The sequence below is a fragment of the Streptomyces sp. NPDC002044 genome, from assembly GCF_040296725.1.
In the GTDB taxonomy this organism is placed as follows: domain Bacteria; phylum Actinomycetota; class Actinomycetes; order Streptomycetales; family Streptomycetaceae; genus Streptomyces; species Streptomyces antarcticus.
The window spans coordinates 1-18,083 of the sequence record NZ_JBEOXU010000026.1; the positions used below are offsets into that span (position 1 = coordinate 1).

Consider the following 18,083-nt stretch of genomic DNA (forward strand, 5'->3'; position numbering starts at 1 on the left):
GCCGCCCACCAGGCCCAGGCCCAGCCCCCGGCGCCGGCCGCCCAGGCCCCCGCCGGGCCCGCGGCCCCCGCGCCGTCCCCGGGCTCGGCCGCCGGCGCCGGGCAGATCCAGGCCATGTGGCCCTCCGTCCTGGAGGCGGTCAAGAACCGCCGCCGCTTCACGTGGATCCTGCTCAGCCAGAACGCCCAGGTCGCGGGGTTCGACGGCGCCGTCCTGCAACTCGGCTTCCCCAACGCCGGAGCCCGCGACAACTTCGCGAGCAGCGGCAGCGAGGAGGTGCTCAAGGCGGTCCTCGCCGAGCAGTTCCAGGTCAACTGGAAGATCGAGGCCGTGGTGGGCGGCGGCGGACCGGCCCCGGCCGTCTCCTCCTCGTACGCGGCCCCGGCCCCGCCCGCCTACAGCCCGGCCCCGGCCCAGCAGGCCCCTGCCGCCCCGTACCCGCAGCAGCCCCCGCAGCCCCAGCAGTCGTCACCCTCGCAGCAGCCCCCGGCGCGGCAGGCGCCGCCGGTGGCGCCCGAGGACGACGTCCCCGAGGAGGACGATCCCGACCTGGTCGACAGCGCCCTGACGGGTCACGACCTCATCGTGCGGGAGCTCGGAGCGACGGTTGTGGAGGAATACACGAACGAGTAGGCCCCCGTAGTTGGGTGGCCGCACGAATCCGGCCGCGCCGTCCCGGCTAGGCTGAGCGGCGTGAAGGTCCTCGTCATCGGCGGCGGCGCCCGCGAACATGCCCTGTGCCGCTCTCTGTCCCTCGACCCCGACGTCTCCGCCCTGTACTGCGCTCCCGGCAACGCCGGCATCGCCGAGGTGGCCGAACTGCGCCCCGTCGACGCCCTCAACGGCACCGCGGTGGCCCGGCTGGCCGCCGAGCTCGGCGCCGGCCTGGTCGTCGTCGGCCCGGAGGCGCCACTCGTCGCCGGTGTCGCCGACAGCGTCCGCGCCGCCGGCATCCCCTGCTTCGGCCCGACCGCCGCGGCCGCGCAGCTGGAAGGTTCCAAGGCTTTCGCCAAGGATGTGATGGCCGCAGCCGGGGTCCCGACCGCGCGCAGCTACGTGTGCACCACGCCCGAGGAGGTGGACGCGGCGCTCGACGCCTTCGGCGCCCCGTACGTCGTCAAGGACGACGGCCTCGCCGCCGGCAAGGGCGTCGTGGTCACCTCCGACCGGGCCGCCGCCCGGGCCCACGGGGTGGCCTGCGACCGCGTGGTCATCGAGGAGTACCTCGACGGCCCCGAGGTCTCCCTCTTCGCCATCACCGACGGCGTCACCGTGGTGCCGCTGCAGCCCGCGCAGGACTTCAAGCGCGCGCTCGACGGCGACGAGGGCCCCAACACCGGCGGCATGGGCGCGTACTCCCCGCTGCCCTGGGCCGACCCCAAGCTGGTCGAGGAGGTCATGGAGCTGGTCCTCCAGCCGACCGTCGACGAGCTGCGCCACCGCGGCACCCCCTTCTCCGGACTGCTCTACGCGGGGCTCGCGATCACCGGCCGCGGCACCCGGGTCATCGAGTTCAACGCCCGGTTCGGCGACCCCGAGACCCAGGTGGTCCTGGCCCGGCTGCGCACTCCGCTCGCCGGCGTCCTGCTGCACGCCGCCAACGGCACCCTGGACTCCGAGCCCCCGCTCAGCTGGCGCGACGACGCCGCGGTCACCGTGGTCATCGCCTCGCACAACTACCCGGAGACCCCGCGCACCGGGGACCCCATCGAGGGCCTCGCGGAGGTCGCCGAGCTGGACGCGCCCGACGCGTACGTGCTCCACGCCGGGACCCGGCAGGAGGGCGACGCGGTCGTCAGTGCGGGCGGCCGCGTGCTGTCGGTGACGGCGACCGGTTTCGATCTGGTGCAGGCCCGCGAGAAGGCGTATAAGGCCGTCGCGCGGATCCGGCTGGACGGCTCCCAGCACCGTACGGACATCGCGGCCAGGGCGGCCGAAGGGCGCTGAGCCGCGTCGAGGTGGAACCGCGGGCCCGGTACGCACGAGGTGCGTCCGGGCCCGCCGGCATGTCCCCGGGCGATTGCATCCGGCCGCGTTCGAACGCACCCACCTTTACCCAAAGCCATTCCATCGGGTGATCGTCACCCGGTCTGCCTGACGTCCGGGCGTGCCCCAACTAGGGTGCGGCGCAAGCATTCCGGCACTTGGCCCACCGGCATTGCGATGTCAGGGGCGGGTGTCACAGTGGGGGAGTGAGCAAAGCCGCCGCAGGGCAGAGGGGGTGAGGTCCGGCCGTGTCCGGAACCGGTTCGATCATGGAAGTGGGCGTGCCGTCCGCGCGTTCCCGCGCCCTGGCCGTGCTGCGGGTACGCAGCAGGGCCCTGGCCGTCGGGCTGCTGCCCGCCGCCCTCGCGGTGGTGCTGGTCGCCGCCCGGATGACGGGCCGGCTGGCCGGTGACCCCTGGCCCGCGGTGACCCTGGCCGTCTGCGCGGCCGCCGTGGTGGTCCTGCTCGTCTGGGGGGCCTTCGCCGCGGTGGTGCTGCGGGCGAGTCCCGCCGTGACCCCGACCGTCCCGCTGTCGGAGAGCGCCGCTCCCGACCTGTACCGGCTGGTGCGCGACCTGGCCGACCGGATGGACGTACCGGCGCCCTCGGCGATAGCCCTGACCCCGGACTGCGACAGCTGGCTCGAGGACCGAACCCACGCCGCGCACCGCCGCGGCGGCAGGTCCGCGGGGCCGGAATCGCAGCCGGGGGCGGCCCCGGTGCTGGTGATCGGCTCGCCGTTCCTGTGGTGGATGCGGGTCGCGGAGCTCCGGGCCGTCCTCGCCCCCGTCGTCGCCGGTACGGGCCCCTCCGCGCACCCCGACATAGCCGACGCGCGCGGCTTCGTACGCGGGCTGGACGCCGCCGTGGACGTGGGCGGCCGGCCCGGCCTCGGCTGGATCGCCGGGCCCGCGCGGCTGCTGCTGCGGCTGTGCCGGGTGGACGCCGCCGAGATGGAGCGCGGCGTGGCCGCGGCAGCCTCGGACCGTGCACAGGGTGTGGACTACGGGCTGCGCATCGTCGCCCAGGAGCAGGTCGGCCTCGCCTACGCGGGCTGGGACCGGCTGCTGACCCGGGTCGCGCTGCCCGCCTGGCGGATGGGCCGCTGGCCGGCGCACCTCGACGCCGGGGTGGTCTCCGCGCTGACCGAGCTGTCCCGGCGGGACCGGCTGGCCGAGGGGTTCACCTCGCGCCTCGGCGAGCGGCCCGCCTGTGACCTGCTGGACCAGCCCGGGGCGATCGACGAGGCGACGTCGCTGCTGGCCGCCCGCCTCTTCCACGGCGGCCCGTCCGAGCCCGGGCCCGACTGGTCCCCCGTGGACTGGACGGCGTACCCGGAGGAGGTCGTGGACCGCAAGTGGCGCACCGAGGCGGCCCGCCTGCACTCGGCCCTGGACGCCCTGTCCGCCCCCGCGGGCGCCGCGGCCCCGGCGGTTTCCGCCCCGGCCGTCCCCGCGGGCGCCCCCGGCAAGACCGCCCCCGGTACGCCGGTCCCCGCTGCGGCCGCCCCCGCGGGCACCGCTCCGGCCCCCCCGGACGCCTTCACCGGGCCCACGCTGGAACGGGTGCTGGGCTACCTCACGGATCCCGCCGGCGACGGCGCGCCCGGCGAGGCGCTGGCCGGCCGCCTCAGCGGGGACCTGGCCCGCGAGGAGCGCGCCTCGGGCCCGGCCGACGGGGCCGGGAAGGCCCGTGGCGCGGACGCCGTACCGCTGTTCCCGCTGCAGCCGCCCCGCAGCGGCCGGGACCTGCTGGCCGACCACGTGACCGCGATGGTGTGCTGCGCGGCGGTGGACTCGGCCGGCGCCGCCCCCGGGCTGGACTGGCTCGACGGGCCGGTCCTGCTGGTCGGCGGAGCCCGTCGTTCCGATCTGGCGCCGCGCGTGCTGTCGCTGGTCGAGGACGGCGACCCGGGGCCGCTGCGGGACTGGCTCGCGGACCTGGGCGTGCGCCCGGAAAAGCCCGTCCGGCTGGTCTGACCCCGCGTCCGGACGGGCCGCGCCGCCGGCCACGGCTCGTACAGGCAAGCGGACGGGAATGTTCCACTCACGTCAATTCGCGACGAACGGTGACGGAGTGCGTGCGTTATGTGATGTGCTGGGACCGGTCGCGGTCCGGTGACCGGAAACGGTGACCTGAACGGTGACCGGAAACAGTGCCGGCGCGACGGCCCGGTGCATGCCCGTTCGGGGGAGCGAGGGAGGGGAGAGGTCATGGGTGCGGACCAGATCCGGCGTTGGGAGTCAGGTGCGCTCGCGCACGCGGTGAACGACCCCTTCGGGCAGGGGCCCCTGCCCTGGTTCCGGGGCAGCGAGCTGTACTTCGACGACACCGGCCAGGTCGTGCCCTGGTACGTGGACCCGGCCGCCGCGGCCGCGGGCACCGGCCGGATCCCCCGCGCCCGGAGCAACGGCGGCCCCCGCACCGCCGACGACGTGCACCGCCAGATCAAGGGCTTCACCTCCACCGGCGCCGTCACCCCCGGCGAGGCCATCGACTTCCACATCACCGTCGACCCGCCCCAGCAGTTCTCCGTCGACGTCTACCGGATCGGCCATTACGGCGGCGACGGGGCTTCCAAGATCACCACCAGCCCCCGGCTCTCCGGCATCGTCCAGCCGGCCCCCCTCGCCGCCGACCGCACCGTCTCCTGCCACCACTGGTGGATGTCCTGGCGCCTCCAGGTCCCGAGCTACTGGAGCGTCGGGGCGTACGTGGCGGTCCTGACCACCGTCGACGGCTACCGCTCCCACGTCCCCTTCACGGTCCGCGACGACCACCCCGCCGACCTGCTGCTCCTGCTCCCCGACATCACCTGGCAGGCCTACAACCTCTACCCCGAGGACGGCCGCACCGGCGCCAGCCTCTACCACGCCTGGGACGAGGAGGGGCGGCTGCTCGGCGAGCGGGACGCCGCCATCACCGTCTCCTTCGACCGCCCCTACGCGGGCGCCGGCCTGCCCCTGCACGTCGGCCACGCCTACGACTTCATCCGCTGGGCCGAGCGCTATGGCTACGACCTCGCCTACGCCGACACCCGCGACCTGCACTCCGGCCGCGTCGACCCGACCCGCTACCGGGGCCTGGTCTTCCCCGGCCACGACGAGTACTGGTCGGCCCCGATGCGCCGCACCGCCGAGCGCGCCCGCGAGCACGGCACCTCGCTGGTCTTCCTCTCCGCGAACACCATGTACTGGCAGGTGGAACTGGGCCCGTCCCCCTCCGGGGTCGACGACCGGCTCCTCACCTGCCGAAAACGCCGCGGCCCCGGACGCTCCAGCCTCTGGCGCGAGGTCGACCGCCCCGAACAGCAGCTCCTCGGCATCCAGTACGCGGGGCGGGTCCCCGAGCCCGAGCCCCTCATCGTGCGCAACGCGACGCACTGGATCTGGGATTCCACCGGCGCCGGCGAGAACGACGAACTGCCCGGCCTGGTCGCGGGCGAGGCCGACCGCTACTTCCCGCGCACGCAGCTCCCCGAGCACCAGGACCGCATCCTGCTCGCGCACTCCCCGTACCTCGACGGCGAGGGCCACCGGCGCCACCAGGAGACCTCGCTCTACCGCGCCCCGAGCGGCGCGCTCGTCTTCGCCTCCGGCACCTTCGCCTGGTCCCCGGCGCTCGACCGGCCGGGCCACGTCGACGAGCGGGTCCAGCGGGCCACCGCCAACCTCCTCGACCGGATCTGCAAGCACGACTGACCCCCCGGGCGGTGCGGGGGCCTCCGTGCGGGAGAATGGGGGTGCGCTCGTACAGAACCACAGGGAGACCCCGTGTCCGGATTCGTCGAAAAGCCCGAGCCGGTCCAGGTGCCGGGCCTCGTCCACCTCCACACCGGCAAGGTCCGCGACCTCTACCGCGACGGGGACGGCCACCTCGTCATGGTCGCCAGCGACCGGATGTCCGCATTCGACTGGGTGCTCCCCACCGAGATCCCGGACAAGGGCCGCGTCCTCACCCAGCTGTCCCTCTGGTGGTTCGACCAGCTGGCCGAGCTGGTCCCCCACCACGTCGTCTCCACCGAACTGCCCGCCGGCGCCCCGGCGGACTGGGCCGGCCGCACGCTGATCTGCCGGAACCTCGACATGGTCCCGGTCGAGTGCGTGGCCCGCGGCTACCTCACCGGCTCCGGCCTCGCCGAGTACGAGAAGACCCGTACGGTCTGCGGACTCGCCCTCCCCGAGGGGCTCGTGGACGGCTCCGAGCTGCCCGCCCCGATCTTCACCCCGGCCGCCAAGGCCGCCGTAGGCGAGCACGACGAGAACGTCTCGTACGAGGAGGTCGCGCGCACCGTCGGCGCCGAGACCGCCGCCCTGCTGCGCCAGGCGACCCTCGCCGTGTACGGCCGCGCCCGGGACATCGCCCGCGAGCGCGGGATCATCCTGGCCGACACCAAGTTCGAGTTCGGCTTCGCGGACGGCACCCTGGTCGCCGCCGACGAGGTCCTGACCCCGGACTCCTCGCGCTTCTGGCCCGCCGACCAGTGGGAGCCGGGCCACAGCCAGCCGTCCTTCGACAAGCAGTACGTCCGCGACTGGCTGGCCTCCCCCGCCTCCGGCTGGGACCCCAAGGGCGAACTCCCGCCGCCCGCACTGCCGCAGGAGGTCGTCGAGCGGACCCGCGCCAAGTACGTCGAGGCGTACGAGCGGCTCACCGGCCTGTCGTGGACCGCGGCCACCGGGACCTGAGACACGAAGAAGCCCCCCGGCCAGTGGCCGGGGGGCTTCTTGCGCTGAGCGGACAACGCGACTCGAACGCGCGACATCCACCTTGGCAAGGTGGTGCTCTACCAACTGAGCTATGTCCGCATGCGCCGTAGCGCGGTACCCACTATACCCAACCCCGCTCCCGTGCGAGACGCACCGCCGTGTGCCGGTTCTCGGCCCCCAGCTTCGTCGCCGCCGAGGACAGGTAGTTCCGTACGGTCCCCTGCGTCAGCGAGGCCCGCTCCGCGATCTCCGCGACCGGCGCCCCGTCCGCCGCGAGTTCGAGCACCTCCGCCTCCCGGGCGGTCAGCGGCGAATCCCCCGCGCTGATCGCGTCGGCCGCCAACTCCGGGTCCACATAACGCCCTCCGGCGTGCACGGTCCGGATCAGCTCCGCCAGCCGCTGCGCCGAGACGGTCTTGGGGGCGAAGGCCCGCACCCCGGCCGCCAGGGCCCGCTTCAGATGGCCGGGACGGCCGTGGCTCGTCACGATCATGGTCTTGCAGCCGGGGAGTTCGGTCCGCAGCGATGTGGCCACGCTCACACCGTCCGCCCCCGGCATCTGGAGGTCCAGCACCGCCACGTCCGGCCGGTGGGCGCGGGCCATCGCCAGGGCCTCGGGCCCCGAAGCCGCCTGCGCGACCACCAGCAGGTCGTCCTCCAGCGCGAGCAGGGCGGCCAGCGCCCCGCGGATCAGGTGCTCGTCGTCGGCGAGCAGCACGCGTACGGGGTTCACACCCGCACCTCCTCTTCTTCGTCCTTCGCGTCGCCGCGCAGCCGCCGCGCGGGGATCTCGGCCCGGACCCGGAAGCGGCCGCCGGGCGCGGGGCCGGCCTCCAGGGTGCCGTCCAGTGCGGCCAGCCGTTCGCGGAGCCCGGCCAGCCCCGAGCCGTGCCCGCCGTCGCCCGGCGGGGCCACGGCGGGCGCCCCGTCGTTCTCCACGACCAGGACCAGGTCCTCCCCGGCGTCCACGGCCGCGAGCCGGATCACGCAGTGCCGCGGCTCCCCGTGCCGGAGCACGTTCGTGGTGGCCTCCCGTACCACCCAGCCCAGCGCCGACTGCACCGCCGGGGGCAGCGGCCGGCGGTCCCGCAGTTCCACCCGGCAGTCGATCCCGGCGGCGCTCAGCACGCCCCGCGCGCCCTCCAGCTCCACCGCCAGGTCGGCCTCGCGGTAGCCGCGCACGACGTCCCGTACCTCCCGCTGGGAGTCGCGGGCGATCTGCTGCACCTCGATCATCTGGTCCACCGCCTCCGGGCGTTCGCGCCGGGCCAGCTGGACGGCCAGCTCGCTCTTGAGGGCGATCACCGCGAGGTTGCGCCCCATCACGTCGTGCAGGTCCCGGCCGAAGCGCAGCCGCTCCTCGGCGACCGCCAGCTGGGCCTGGAGCTCCCGCGAATGGTCCAGTTCCCGTACGGCCCGCACCAGCCAGGCCGAGAACCCGCAGGCGGCGACGAGGAAGAGGCCGCTCAGCAGGATGCCGACGCCGTACCCGAGGGCCTCCCCGGCGGGCAGGCCCATGCCGAGCATCGCCAGCGCGGTGCCCAGCGCCATGGCGGGGGCCGTCAGCAGCATGTGGCGGACCTTGCGCATGCACAGGACCACCGAGCCGCAGGTGAAGCACGCCAGACCCACGACCAGCGTCGGAGCCGTCTCCGGGGGCCCGCTCAGCCCGGCCCGGCGCAGGAGGAGTACGGCCAGGCACACCGCGGCGGTCACGGTCACGGCGGCCACGGCGAGCCGCGTCGGCCGTTCGCGCCGCTCCACGTGCCAGTCCAGCGCCCTGGAGGAGAGCACCCCGCACAGGACGGAGTGGACGCACACGCCGAGGAAGAGCGAGACGGGCAGCAGCGCCGACCTGGTGGCGGTCATGGTCCCCAGCGCGGCGAGGCCGATCGTCGTGATCTCGATCAGCACGAAGAAGTGGAACGACCAGCGCGTGTACAGCTCGACCTTCCCCGCACTGCTGCGGTTCCTCCACCAGCCGGTCAGCTTCGACACGGCGCCTCCCCCCGGCTCGTCCCGCGTCCTAGCGGCGCGGTTCCCAGCGGAACCACCGCTGAACAGCAAACACGCTGATCGCCGTCCAGGCCAGCGTGGTCAGCGCGGCCGCCGCCAGGTCCCCGTCCGCGGCGCCCCCGGACCAGCCGGCCCGCACCAGGGCCATCACACCGCTGAGCGGCAGCAGTTCGCAGAACGAGGCCAGCGCGTCCGGCAGCACGTCCGCCGGCACGAACAGTCCCGAGCCGAGCGACGTCAGCAGGAACAGCGGCAGCGTGGTGATGCCCGCGCTCTCCACGTTCCGGGTGACGGCGCCGGTCAGCGCGGACATCCCGGCCAGCAGCACGATCCCGGCGGGAACGGCGGCGGCGATCAGCAGCGGTTCACGCGGCAGCGGCACGTCGAGCGCGAGGGACCCCGCGACGACGAGGATGGCGATCTGGCCGAGGGCCAGGACGGCGGCGGGCAGCGCGGTCCCGGCGAGGATCTCCAGGTCGCCCGCCTCGCCGGTCCGCAGCCGCTTGAGGACGAGCTCCTCGCGCCGGGCGACGTAGGCGGAGACGAGGTTCATGTAGACGACGAGCAGCAGCACCATGCCGATCCCGCCGGTCAGGGTGGCCTCCCCGATGGCCCTGGCACCGTCCAGGCCGGTCACCGACGTGCGCAGGACGAACACCATCACCAGCGGCATCAGCAGCGCCACGCTCAGCGCGGCCCGGTTGCGCACCAGCAGCGTGAGCTCGCAGCGGCCGAGCGCGGCGAGGCGCCCGGGGTTCAGGGTCATGGTGTTCACCGGGCCCCCGCCCTCGTGTTCCCGCTGCGGCCGTCGGCGCTCCGGCGGTGCTGCGCGATCTCCAGGAACGCCTCTTCCAGGGAGGCGGAGCGGGCGTCGAGCCCGCCGAGTTCCACGCCGTGGTCGTGGGCCCAGCGCAGCAGCTCGGTCAGGTCGCCCTGGAGCCGTTCGGTACGGATCTCCACGTCCCGGCCGTGCGCGGCCGCGCGCAGCGTCAGCGGCAGCCGGGCCGGGGGCACGTCCGCCGGCAGGGCGAAGCGGATCCGGGCCGGCCGGGTCGCCGTCACCTCGGCCGGGGTGCCGGTCAGGACGAGCTCGCCCTCGTGGAGGATCGCGAGGCGGTCCGCGAGCTCCTCGGCCTCCTCCAGGTAGTGCGTGGTGAGCAGCACCGTGGTGCCCTGCGCCCGCAGTTCCCGTACCAGCGCCCAGGTGTCCCGGCGCCCTTCCGGGTCCATGCCGGTGGTCGGTTCGTCGAGGAACAGCACCTCGGGCCGCCCCAGCAGGGCCATCGCCAGGTCCAGGCGCCGCCGTTCGCCGCCGGACAGCTGCTTGACCCGTACGGGGGCGCGCGCGCCCAGCCCCACCAGCTCCAGCGCCTGCGCCGCCGGCCGGGCGCCGGAGGTGACCCCGCCCCACATCCGTACCGTCTCGGCGACGGACAGGTCGGAGGGGAATCCGCCCTCCTGGAGCATGACGCCGGTACGGGGGCGGACCTCGGCCCGCCGCGTGTACGGGTCCAGCCCGAAGACCCGCACCCGCCCGCCGCTCGGTGCGGCCAGCCCCTCCAGCAGCTCCACGGTGGAGGTCTTGCCAGCGCCGTTGGTGCCGAGCAGGGCGAAGATCTCGCCGCGCCGCACGGAGAAGGAGACGCCCCGGACGGCTTCGAAGCCCCCCGAGTAGCCGCGGCGCAGGTCCTCGGCGTCGATCACGGTGTCAGTCATGTCTCCAGCCTCGCGGCGCCCGGAAAGGCCGGGCAGTGCGCGCTGTCATGGCCACCGATGACATTTGTCAGGCGCGCCGCCGACCGGTGACTCGGGGCGGTCCGTCCCGAAAGGACGGACACACGAAGAAGGCCCCGGTCGCAATGACCGGGGCCTTCTCACTCTGAGCGGACGACGAGACTCGAACTCGCGACATCCACCTTGGCAAGGTGGTGCTCTACCAACTGAGCTACGTCCGCATGCGCCGCGCTGAACTACGCGCTCGGCAATGCGTGCATCACTCTACCTGATCCACTGTGGTGGCCGGTAAAGCGATGCAGAGCGGGTGACAGGAATCGCACACTGCGCCTTCCCTCTGGAAGAGGGATGTTCTACTACTGAACTACACCCGCACGACCTGGGGGGCTTTGACCTGCGGCCTCGCCCCTCGGCGTGATCCACACACTAGCCGACACAGGGGGGTGGATGGCAAATCGGCTCTCAGTGGGCCGCGTTGTACGCCTCGTAGATCCTCTTGGGGATGCGGCCGCGCGGCGGCACCTCGTGCTGGTTGGACCGGGCCCAGGCCCGGACGACCGCGGGGTCCGGTGCGATGGCCGTGTGCTTGAAGGCCCTCCCGGAGCGGGACTGCCGCCGGCCGGCGGCCATGAAGGGGGCGAGGCCCTTCCGCAGTTTCTTTGCGTTGGCCGGATTGAGGTCGATCTCGTACGACTTACCGTCCAGAGCGAACACGACCGTTTCCGCCGCTTCTCCGCCGTCGATGTCGTCGGAGAGCGTGACTACTACGCGCTGCGCCACGGATATCGGTCCCTTCGCGCGATCACCACCGCCTACTGACGTGCGGTGATGTCGCCTGTGTGGATGTTTCGGAGCAATGCATCTTTCCGTCCCCGTTGCGAAGCGGCAAAAGTCACTCGCACCGGGTGATTCCTTTGTACCTTGATTCCCATTGCATTGCGAAGCCCAGTTAATTCTCTCCGCGTGTCCCGCCGCAATGCCGGGGGCGTGGTTTTCCGGGGGATTTTGCGAAGCGTTGGTGAAGCCGAATCCCTCCGGGGATCACGGTCGAAGGATATCTACCCGCGTAGAAATTTTCGCCGGGTACGCTGAGGGAACCGCCTTCGCACCAACCACCACACGGGAGTGCCAGTGGCACGCGTCGTAGTCGACGTCATGCTCAAGCCGGAGATCCTCGACCCCCAGGGCCAGGCGGTGCAGCGTGCACTGCCGCGTCTGGGCTTCGACGGGATCGCCGACGTCCGCCAGGGGAAGCGTTTCGAACTGGAGGTGGAGGGACCGGTCGACCAGGCCGCCCTCGACCGCATCCACACGATGGCCGAAACGTTCCTCGCCAACACCGTCATCGAAGACTTCACCGTGAAGGTCGAGGCCTGACGGTGACCACTCGCATCGGAGTCGTCACGTTCCCCGGAACGCTCGACGACCGTGACTCGCTGCGCGCCATCCGCCTCGCGGGGGCCGAGCCCGTCTCGCTCTGGCACCGCGACAAGGACCTGCACCAGGTCGACGCGGTCGTCCTCGCGGGCGGCTTCTCCTACGGGGACTACCTGCGCGCCGGGGCCATCTCCCGCTTCTCGCCGGTGATGGAGACCATCATCGAGCAGGCCAGGGGCGGCATGCCCGTCCTCGGCATCTGCAACGGCTTCCAGATCCTCACCGAGGCGCACCTGCTGCCGGGGGCGATGCTCCGGAACAACCACCTGCACTTCATCTGCCGCGACCAGAAGCTGCGGGTGGAGAACGCGGAGACCGCGTGGACCGGCGACTACACCGCCGGCCAGGAGATCTCCATCCCGCTCAAGAACGTGGACGGCCGCTACACCGCCGACGAGCGCACGCTCGACGAACTGGAGGCCGAGGGCCGCGTGGCCTTCCGCTACGTCGTCGACGGCGACGCCGCCGACGGAGCCGGCAACCCCAACGGGTCGCTCCGCGACATCGCCGGCATCAGCAACGCCGGGGGCAACATCGTCGGCCTCATGCCGCACCCCGAGCACGCGGTGGAGCCGCTGGTCGGCACCGGCCGCACCGACGGCATCCCGTTCTTCACGTCGGTCCTGAAGAAGCTGGTCAACGCATGAGCCTGGACACGGTCAAGAACGCCGCGGAGACCCCGGACGCGGCCCAGCCCTGGAAGGAACTCGGCCTCAAGGAGGACGAGTACGCCCGCATCCGGGAGATCCTCGGCCGCCGCCCCACGGGCGCCGAGCTCGCCATGTACTCGGTCATGTGGTCCGAGCACTGCTCGTACAAGAGCAGCAAGGTCCACCTGAAGCAGTTCGGCGAGAAGATCCCCGAGAACGACGCGATGCTCGTCGGGATCGGCGAGAACGCCGGCGTCGTCGACGTCGGCCAGGGATACGCGGTCACCTTCAAGGTCGAGTCGCACAACCACCCCTCGTACATCGAGCCCTACCAGGGCGCGGCCACCGGCATCGGCGGCATCGTCCGCGACATCCTGGCCATGGGCGCCCGCCCGGTCGCCGTCGTGGACCCGCTGCGCTTCGGCGCGGCCGACCACCCCGACACCAAGCGCGTCCTGCCGGGCGTCGTCGCGGGCATCGGCGGCTACGGCAACTGCCTGGGGCTGGCGAACATCGGCGGCGAGGTCGTCTTCGACGCCTGCTACCAGGGCAACCCGCTGGTCAACGCCGGCTGCATCGGCGTGATGAGGCACGAGGACATCCACCTCGCCAAGGCCTCCGGCCCCGGCAACAAGGTCATCCTCTACGGCGCCCGCACCGGCGGCGACGGCATCGGCGGCGTCTCGGTCCTCGCGTCCGAGACCTTCGACGATTCGAAGCCGACCAAGCGCCCCGCCGTCCAGGTCGGCGACCCCTTCCAGGAGAAGCTCCTCATCGAGTGCACCCTGGAGATCTTCAAGGAGAAGCTGGTCGCGGGCATCCAGGACCTCGGCGGCGCCGGGCTCTCCTGCGCCACGAGCGAGCTGGCCTCGGCCGGTTCCGGCGGCATGCGGGTCGAGCTGGACACCGTCCCGCTGCGCGACGCGACGCTCTCGCCCGAGGAGATCCTCATGAGCGAGTCGCAGGAGCGCATGTGCGCGATCGTCGAGCCGCGTCACGTCGGCCGGTTCATGGAGATCTGCGAGAAGTGGGACGTCATCGCCACCGTCATCGGTGAGGTGACCGAGGGCGAGCGCCTGGAGATCTTCTGGCACGGCGAGCAGATCGTGGACGTGCCCCCGGGCACCGTCGCCCACGAGGGCCCCGTCTACCACCGCCCGTACGCCCGCCCGCAGTGGCAGGACGCGCTCCAGGCGGACGACGCGAACAAGCTTCCGCGCCCGGCCACTTCGGCCGAGCTGCGCGCGCAGGTGCTCGCGCTGGTCTCCTCCCCGAACCAGGCCTCGAAGTCGTGGGTCACCGACCAGTACGACCGGTTCGTGCAGGGCAACACCGTCCTGGCGCAGCCCGAGGACGCGGGCATGATCCGCATCGACGAGGAGACCAACCTCGGCGTCGCCATGGCCACCGACGGCAACGGCCGCTTCGCCAAGCTCGACCCGTACACCGGCGCGCAGCTCGCGCTGGCCGAGTCGTACCGCAACGTCGCCGCGACCGGTGCCAAGCCCCTCGCGATCTCGAACTGCCTGAACTTCGGCTCGCCCGAGGACCCGGACGTCATGTGGCAGTTCGCCGAGGCCACCCGCGGTCTCGCGGACGGCTGCCTGGAGCTGGGCACCCCGGTCACCGGCGGCAACGTCTCGCTCTACAACCAGACGGGCTCCACCGCGATCCACCCGACCCCGGTCGTGGCGGTCCTCGGTGTGATCGACGACGTCAACCGCCGGACGCCCATGGCGTTCGCGGAGCCCGGCCAGCTGCTCTACCTGCTGGGCGACACGGCCGAGGAGTTCGGCGGTTCGGCCTGGTCCCAGGTCGTCCACGACCACCTCGGCGGCATGCCGCCGAAGGTGGACCTGGGCCGCGAGAGGCTGCTCGGCGAGATCCTGATCTCCGCCTCCCGCGACGGCATGGTCGACGCCGCGCACGACCTGTCCGACGGCGGTGTGATCCAGGCGCTCACCGAGTCCTGTCTGCGCGGCCGCAACGGTGCGCGGATCGTGGTCCCCGAGGGCCTGGACGCCTTCACCTTCCTGTTCTCCGAGTCCGCGGGCCGGGCCATCGTGTCCGTTCCGCGCAGCGAGGAGCTGCGCTTCACCGACATGTGCGGGGCGCGGGGTCTGCCGGCCGCCCGCATCGGCGTGGTGGACGGCGACGAGATCGAGGTCCAGGGCGAGTTCACGCTCCCGCTGGCCGAACTCCGCGAGGCCCACGAGGCGACGATCCCGGCGCTCCTCGCCTGATCCCGCTCCGTCGCGGGCCCCCGTCCGGACGCGTTCCGGGCGGGGGCCCGTTCGTGTCCGGACGGCTCGTACCGGCCTTGTGCGTGATTACGTCATCACGTAGTTTCGAGTCATGGAGCTTGAGGAGCGTGTCGCGGAGCTGGAACGCCGCCTGACCGAGGTGGAGTCCGGGCGCCGGGCCGCCGCCCGGCCGGAGCCCGCCGAGGGGGACTTCTGGGCCCTGGAGGGCTGGAAGGAGCAGCTCGGCGCGCTCGGCGCCGACGAGGGCGGGGTCCTGTTCACGGGCGCCGTCACCCTGCCCACCGGAGAGCGGTACGAGTGGCAGCAGGCCGCGGTCACCGGCTCCCTCCTCGGCGGCGCGGCGCACGACGCCTCCGAGGAAGAAGCCCACGGCGGGGCCGGCGGCGCGGGCACCGCCGAGTCCCTGGCGGCCCTCGGCAGCCCCGTACGGCTGCGGCTGCTGCGCGAGATCCTGGCCGGCCGGCGCACCGCCGCCGAGCTGACCGCCCTCGACGGGGTCGGCACGAGCGGGCAGGTCTACCACCACCTGCGCCAGCTGACCGCCGCCGGCTGGGTGCACCCGGTCGGCCGGGGCCGCCACGAGGTCCCCGGCGCGCGCGTGGTCCCGCTCCTGGTCCTGCTCTCCGCCGCGACCCCGTGAGGTGAACCCGCCGTGCCCAAGCCCTTCCACATCCTCTACCGGATCCTGCTGGTCCTCGCGTTCGCCATGATCGCGGTCGACCTCACCGTCGGCCTGCCCTTCGGCATGCTCTGGTTCCTGCTGTGCGCCGGAGCCGGCGCGCTGCTCCACGCGGCCGTCGGGGCGGGGGCGGCGCGCGGTGCCCGCACCGGCGAGCCGCCGATCGAGGTCGAACCGCCCGTCTCGGGGCGCTGGTCGGCACTCAACAGTCCGGCCGACCGGACGCCCAGCCACGGCACGCACCGCTACGGGCAGGCATGCGCCATCGACCTCGTGGCCGAGGGGGAGCCGGGCTCCGGCCGGGAGCGGCCCGCCTTCGCCACCTTCCGGCCGCTGGTCCGCCGCCCCGACGACTTCCCCGCCTTCGGCGCCCCGGTGCTCGCCGTCGCGGATGCCACCGTGGTCCGTACGAGCGACCGGGCGCGCGACCACCTGAGCCGCAACTCCGGTCCGGCCGCGCTCTACCAGATGCTCCTCGCCGGCGGTTTCCGCGACCTCGGGGGCGTCGGCCCGGTCCTCGGCAACCACCTGGTCCTGGACCTCGGCGAGGGCAGGTACGCCCTCTACGCCCACCTGCGCCGCGGCTCCCTCACGGTGCGCCCGGGAGACCGCGTCGCGGCGGGCCGGCGCCTCGCCGACTGCGGCAACTCGGGCAACTCCACCGAACCGCACCTGCACTTCCAGCTGATGGACGGCCCGGACCCCGACACGGCCCGCGGACTGCCCTTCACCTGGCGCGGCGTGGGCGTCCCGGCCGCCGGTGCCGTCTTCGACACCGCTGCCCCGGTGTTCCCCGGGCCGGAGAAGGCCGCCGAGTAGGGTCGGGGCCATGCCGCCCGCCAGGAAGAAGCAACGCGCCTACGACCCCGCCAAGATCCGCGCGGCCGTCACCGCGCAGTTCGGCCATGTCGCCCGCGCGGTGGGGCAGTTGCCCCCCGGGCAGCTGGCGCGGCCCAGCGGGCTCGGGGACTGGACCATCGCCGACCTCGCCGCGCACGTCGCGTGGATCGCGGACTCCCTCGCGGCGGGCCTGGACCGGCCGCCGGCCGCCGTCGCCGGGCTGCCGGCCGTCGAGTGGCCCTTCGCCACCGCCTCCCTCGCCGGAAGGATCTCGGAGGCGGCCCGGGAGACCCTGGTCGGCGCCCCGCTGCCCGAGCTGTACGAGCGGGCGGCCGCCCGGCTGGCCGAGGCCCTCGACGCCCACCCGGGCCACCGCGTGCTCGACCTGTGGATCGGGAACATGACCCTCGCCGACTTCATGGTCACCCGCACCGTGGAGCTGGTGGTCCACACCGACGACCTGAACCGGGCCGCCGGGCTGGAGATCCCCGTCGAACGCCAGGCCCTGGCCGCCTGCACCCGGCTGCTCGCCGACGCCCTCGCGGTACGGGCGCCGGGCGGGTCGGTCGAGGTACGGATCCCCCCGTTCGCGGTGGTCCAGTGCATCGAGGGGCCCCGCCACACCCGCGGCACCCCGCCGAACGTGGTGGAGACCGACCCGTTGACGTGGATCCGGCTCGCGACCGGCCGGACGCGCTGGGCGGACGCGCTCGACGCGGCCCTGGTGCGGGCCGGCGGGGAGCGGGCCGACCTGTCGGCGCTGCTCCCGCTGATGAGCTGAGCGGAACCGGGCCGGCCCGCCGACGAGCCGCGGAACCGGGCCGGCCCGCCGACGAGCCGCGCGGAACCGGCCCGTCCGGCCCACGAGCCGGGCGGAACCGCTCCGGCGGCCGTTCCGTCACAGGGGCATGCGTACTCTCCGGAACCTCACCCCCGGCCTGGCCCTCGTCCTCGCCCTCGCCGCCTGCGGCGGCGGAGCGGGGGAGGAGCCGGCCGATCAGCCGCCCGGCGGCCAGGGCTCCTGGCGCGTCGAGTCCCTGACGACCGGCGGCCGGACGCTCCACGCGCCCGCCGCGGCCCGCCTCGACCTCGCCGGGGACGAGGCCAAGGGCAACTACGGCTGCAACGGCTTCACGGCGAAGGTGGTCCCCGAGGGCGGGGCCGCCCTGACCGTCACCCCCGGCATGTCGACCACCATGGCCTGCGAGAACCAGGCGTTCGAGATCGAGTTCGCCAAGCTGTTCCGGGGCCGGCTCACCCTCGACCGCGGCCCCGACCGGCTCACCCTGAAGACCGCCGACGGGAGCACCCTCGCCATGACCTCCGCACCCGCCGACCCGGACGCCCCGCTGACCGTCACCGAGTGGACCGTCGAGTCCCTGATCAGCGGCGAGAGCGTGTCGTCCGTGCCGGCCGCGGCGGCCGGCAAGGCCCGCTTCACCCTCGCCGCAGACGGCGCCGCGAGCGGCAGCCTCGGCTGCAACCGGTTCAGTTCCAAGGCCACCGTCGACGGGGCCACCGTCGTCTTCGGGCCGCTCACCACGACCCGGATGGCCTGCCAGGGCCCGGAGGGCGAGGTCGAGCGCACCCTGACCGGCCTGCTGGGCAGCGGCCCGCTCACGTGGAAGGTCCAGGGCGGCACGCTGACCCTGACCGCCCCCGACGGCGCGGGCCTGGGCGCGAAGGCGGGCTCCGCCGCGGAGTGACCGCGCCCCGGCCCGCCGCGAGGAAGCCCGCGCCGCTGCCCGGGCGCCCCCTGCCCAGGGGG

The 18,083-nt window shown here is 73.6% G+C and carries 16 protein-coding genes, 3 tRNA genes and 1 pseudogene; 12 read left to right on the forward strand and 8 right to left on the reverse strand.

What is annotated here, in order from left to right:
- From ABT106_RS09670 to ABT106_RS09690, 5 genes and pseudogenes are all read left to right on the forward strand, one after another.
- A pseudogene (locus tag ABT106_RS09670) lies at nt 1–633 on the forward strand (DNA polymerase III subunit gamma and tau); the annotation flags it as partial.
- Nucleotides 634–693: 60 nt separating this feature from the next.
- Nucleotides 694–1,947, forward strand: a complete 1,254-nt coding sequence (gene purD, locus ABT106_RS09675; RefSeq protein ID WP_351274798.1) for a phosphoribosylamine--glycine ligase — start codon at nt 694–696, stop codon at nt 1,945–1,947.
- 287 nt (nt 1,948–2,234) lie between these two features.
- A complete protein-coding gene (locus ABT106_RS09680; RefSeq protein ID WP_502979281.1) occupies nt 2,235–3,965 on the forward strand; it encodes a M48 family metalloprotease in 1,731 nt (576 codons plus the stop codon).
- 234 nt (nt 3,966–4,199) lie between these two features.
- Nucleotides 4,200–5,687 carry a N,N-dimethylformamidase beta subunit family domain-containing protein gene (locus ABT106_RS09685; RefSeq protein ID WP_351274800.1) on the forward strand — a complete coding sequence of 496 codons (1,488 nt, stop codon included), beginning with the start codon at nt 4,200–4,202 and terminating at the stop codon, nt 5,685–5,687.
- Between the two features lie 72 nt (nt 5,688–5,759).
- A complete protein-coding gene (locus ABT106_RS09690) occupies nt 5,760–6,674 on the forward strand; it encodes a phosphoribosylaminoimidazolesuccinocarboxamide synthase (RefSeq protein WP_351274802.1) in 915 nt (304 codons plus the stop codon).
- Between the two features lie 47 nt (nt 6,675–6,721).
- On the opposite strand, the gene ABT106_RS09695 is transcribed toward ABT106_RS09690, so the two are convergent.
- The 8 genes from ABT106_RS09695 to ABT106_RS09730 form a co-directional block, all read right to left on the reverse strand.
- A tRNA-Gly gene (locus ABT106_RS09695) sits at nt 6,722–6,794 on the reverse strand.
- A 22-nt stretch (nt 6,795–6,816) separates the two neighbouring features.
- Entirely contained in the window at nt 6,817–7,428 is a 612-nt protein-coding gene (locus ABT106_RS09700) for a response regulator (protein WP_351274804.1), read from the reverse strand.
- Nucleotides 7,425–8,693 (reverse strand): sensor histidine kinase, encoded by a 1,269-nt coding sequence (locus tag ABT106_RS09705; protein WP_351274806.1) that lies wholly within the window; start codon nt 8,691–8,693, stop codon nt 7,425–7,427. The genes ABT106_RS09700 and ABT106_RS09705 overlap by 4 nt, the downstream gene beginning before the upstream one ends.
- A 28-nt stretch (nt 8,694–8,721) precedes the next feature.
- Nucleotides 8,722–9,477: an ABC transporter permease gene (locus tag ABT106_RS09710; protein ID WP_351274808.1), complete on the reverse strand. Its 756-nt coding sequence runs from the start codon at nt 9,475–9,477 to the stop codon at nt 8,722–8,724.
- 5 nt (nt 9,478–9,482) lie between these two features.
- The gene (locus tag ABT106_RS09715) at nt 9,483–10,427 is read right to left on the reverse strand and encodes an ABC transporter ATP-binding protein (protein ID WP_351274810.1); all 945 of its coding nucleotides are present in this window, start codon (nt 10,425–10,427) and stop codon (nt 9,483–9,485) included.
- Between the two features lie 166 nt (nt 10,428–10,593).
- Nucleotides 10,594–10,666, reverse strand: a tRNA-Gly gene (locus tag ABT106_RS09720).
- Nucleotides 10,667–10,747: 81 nt separating this feature from the next.
- Nucleotides 10,748–10,819, reverse strand: a tRNA-Gly gene (locus ABT106_RS09725).
- A gap of 88 nt (nt 10,820–10,907) precedes the next feature.
- On the reverse strand, nt 10,908–11,225 hold the full coding sequence (locus ABT106_RS09730) for a histone-like nucleoid-structuring protein Lsr2 (protein WP_351274812.1): 318 nt from the start codon (nt 11,223–11,225) through the stop codon (nt 10,908–10,910).
- A gap of 351 nt (nt 11,226–11,576) precedes the next feature.
- Between ABT106_RS09730 and purS the strand changes: the two genes are divergently transcribed.
- The 7 genes from purS to ABT106_RS09765 all read left to right on the forward strand — a co-directional run bounded on the left by purS (nt 11,577) and on the right by ABT106_RS09765 (nt 18,021).
- Entirely contained in the window at nt 11,577–11,822 is a 246-nt protein-coding gene (gene purS / locus ABT106_RS09735) for a phosphoribosylformylglycinamidine synthase subunit PurS (RefSeq protein WP_283457338.1), read from the forward strand.
- Nucleotides 11,823–11,824: 2 nt separating this feature from the next.
- Nucleotides 11,825–12,529, forward strand: a complete 705-nt coding sequence (purQ, locus tag ABT106_RS09740) for a phosphoribosylformylglycinamidine synthase subunit PurQ (RefSeq protein WP_267721629.1) — start codon at nt 11,825–11,827, stop codon at nt 12,527–12,529.
- Entirely contained in the window at nt 12,526–14,775 is a 2,250-nt protein-coding gene (gene purL, locus ABT106_RS09745) for a phosphoribosylformylglycinamidine synthase subunit PurL (RefSeq protein ID WP_351274815.1), read from the forward strand. Before purQ ends, purL begins: the two co-directional genes overlap by 4 nt.
- A 112-nt stretch (nt 14,776–14,887) precedes the next feature.
- Nucleotides 14,888–15,436 (forward strand): ArsR/SmtB family transcription factor, encoded by a 549-nt coding sequence (locus ABT106_RS09750; RefSeq protein WP_351274817.1) that lies wholly within the window; start codon nt 14,888–14,890, stop codon nt 15,434–15,436.
- A 66-nt stretch (nt 15,437–15,502) separates the two neighbouring features.
- The gene (locus ABT106_RS09755) at nt 15,503–16,294 is read left to right on the forward strand and encodes a M23 family metallopeptidase (RefSeq protein WP_351274865.1); all 792 of its coding nucleotides are present in this window, start codon (nt 15,503–15,505) and stop codon (nt 16,292–16,294) included.
- Between the two features lie 10 nt (nt 16,295–16,304).
- Nucleotides 16,305–17,096 (forward strand): maleylpyruvate isomerase family mycothiol-dependent enzyme, encoded by a 792-nt coding sequence (locus ABT106_RS09760; RefSeq protein ID WP_351274819.1) that lies wholly within the window; start codon nt 16,305–16,307, stop codon nt 17,094–17,096.
- A 127-nt stretch (nt 17,097–17,223) separates the two neighbouring features.
- Nucleotides 17,224–18,021 carry an META domain-containing protein gene (locus tag ABT106_RS09765; RefSeq protein WP_351274821.1) on the forward strand — a complete coding sequence of 266 codons (798 nt, stop codon included), beginning with the start codon at nt 17,224–17,226 and terminating at the stop codon, nt 18,019–18,021.
- Nucleotides 18,022–18,083: the final 62 nt, after the last annotated feature.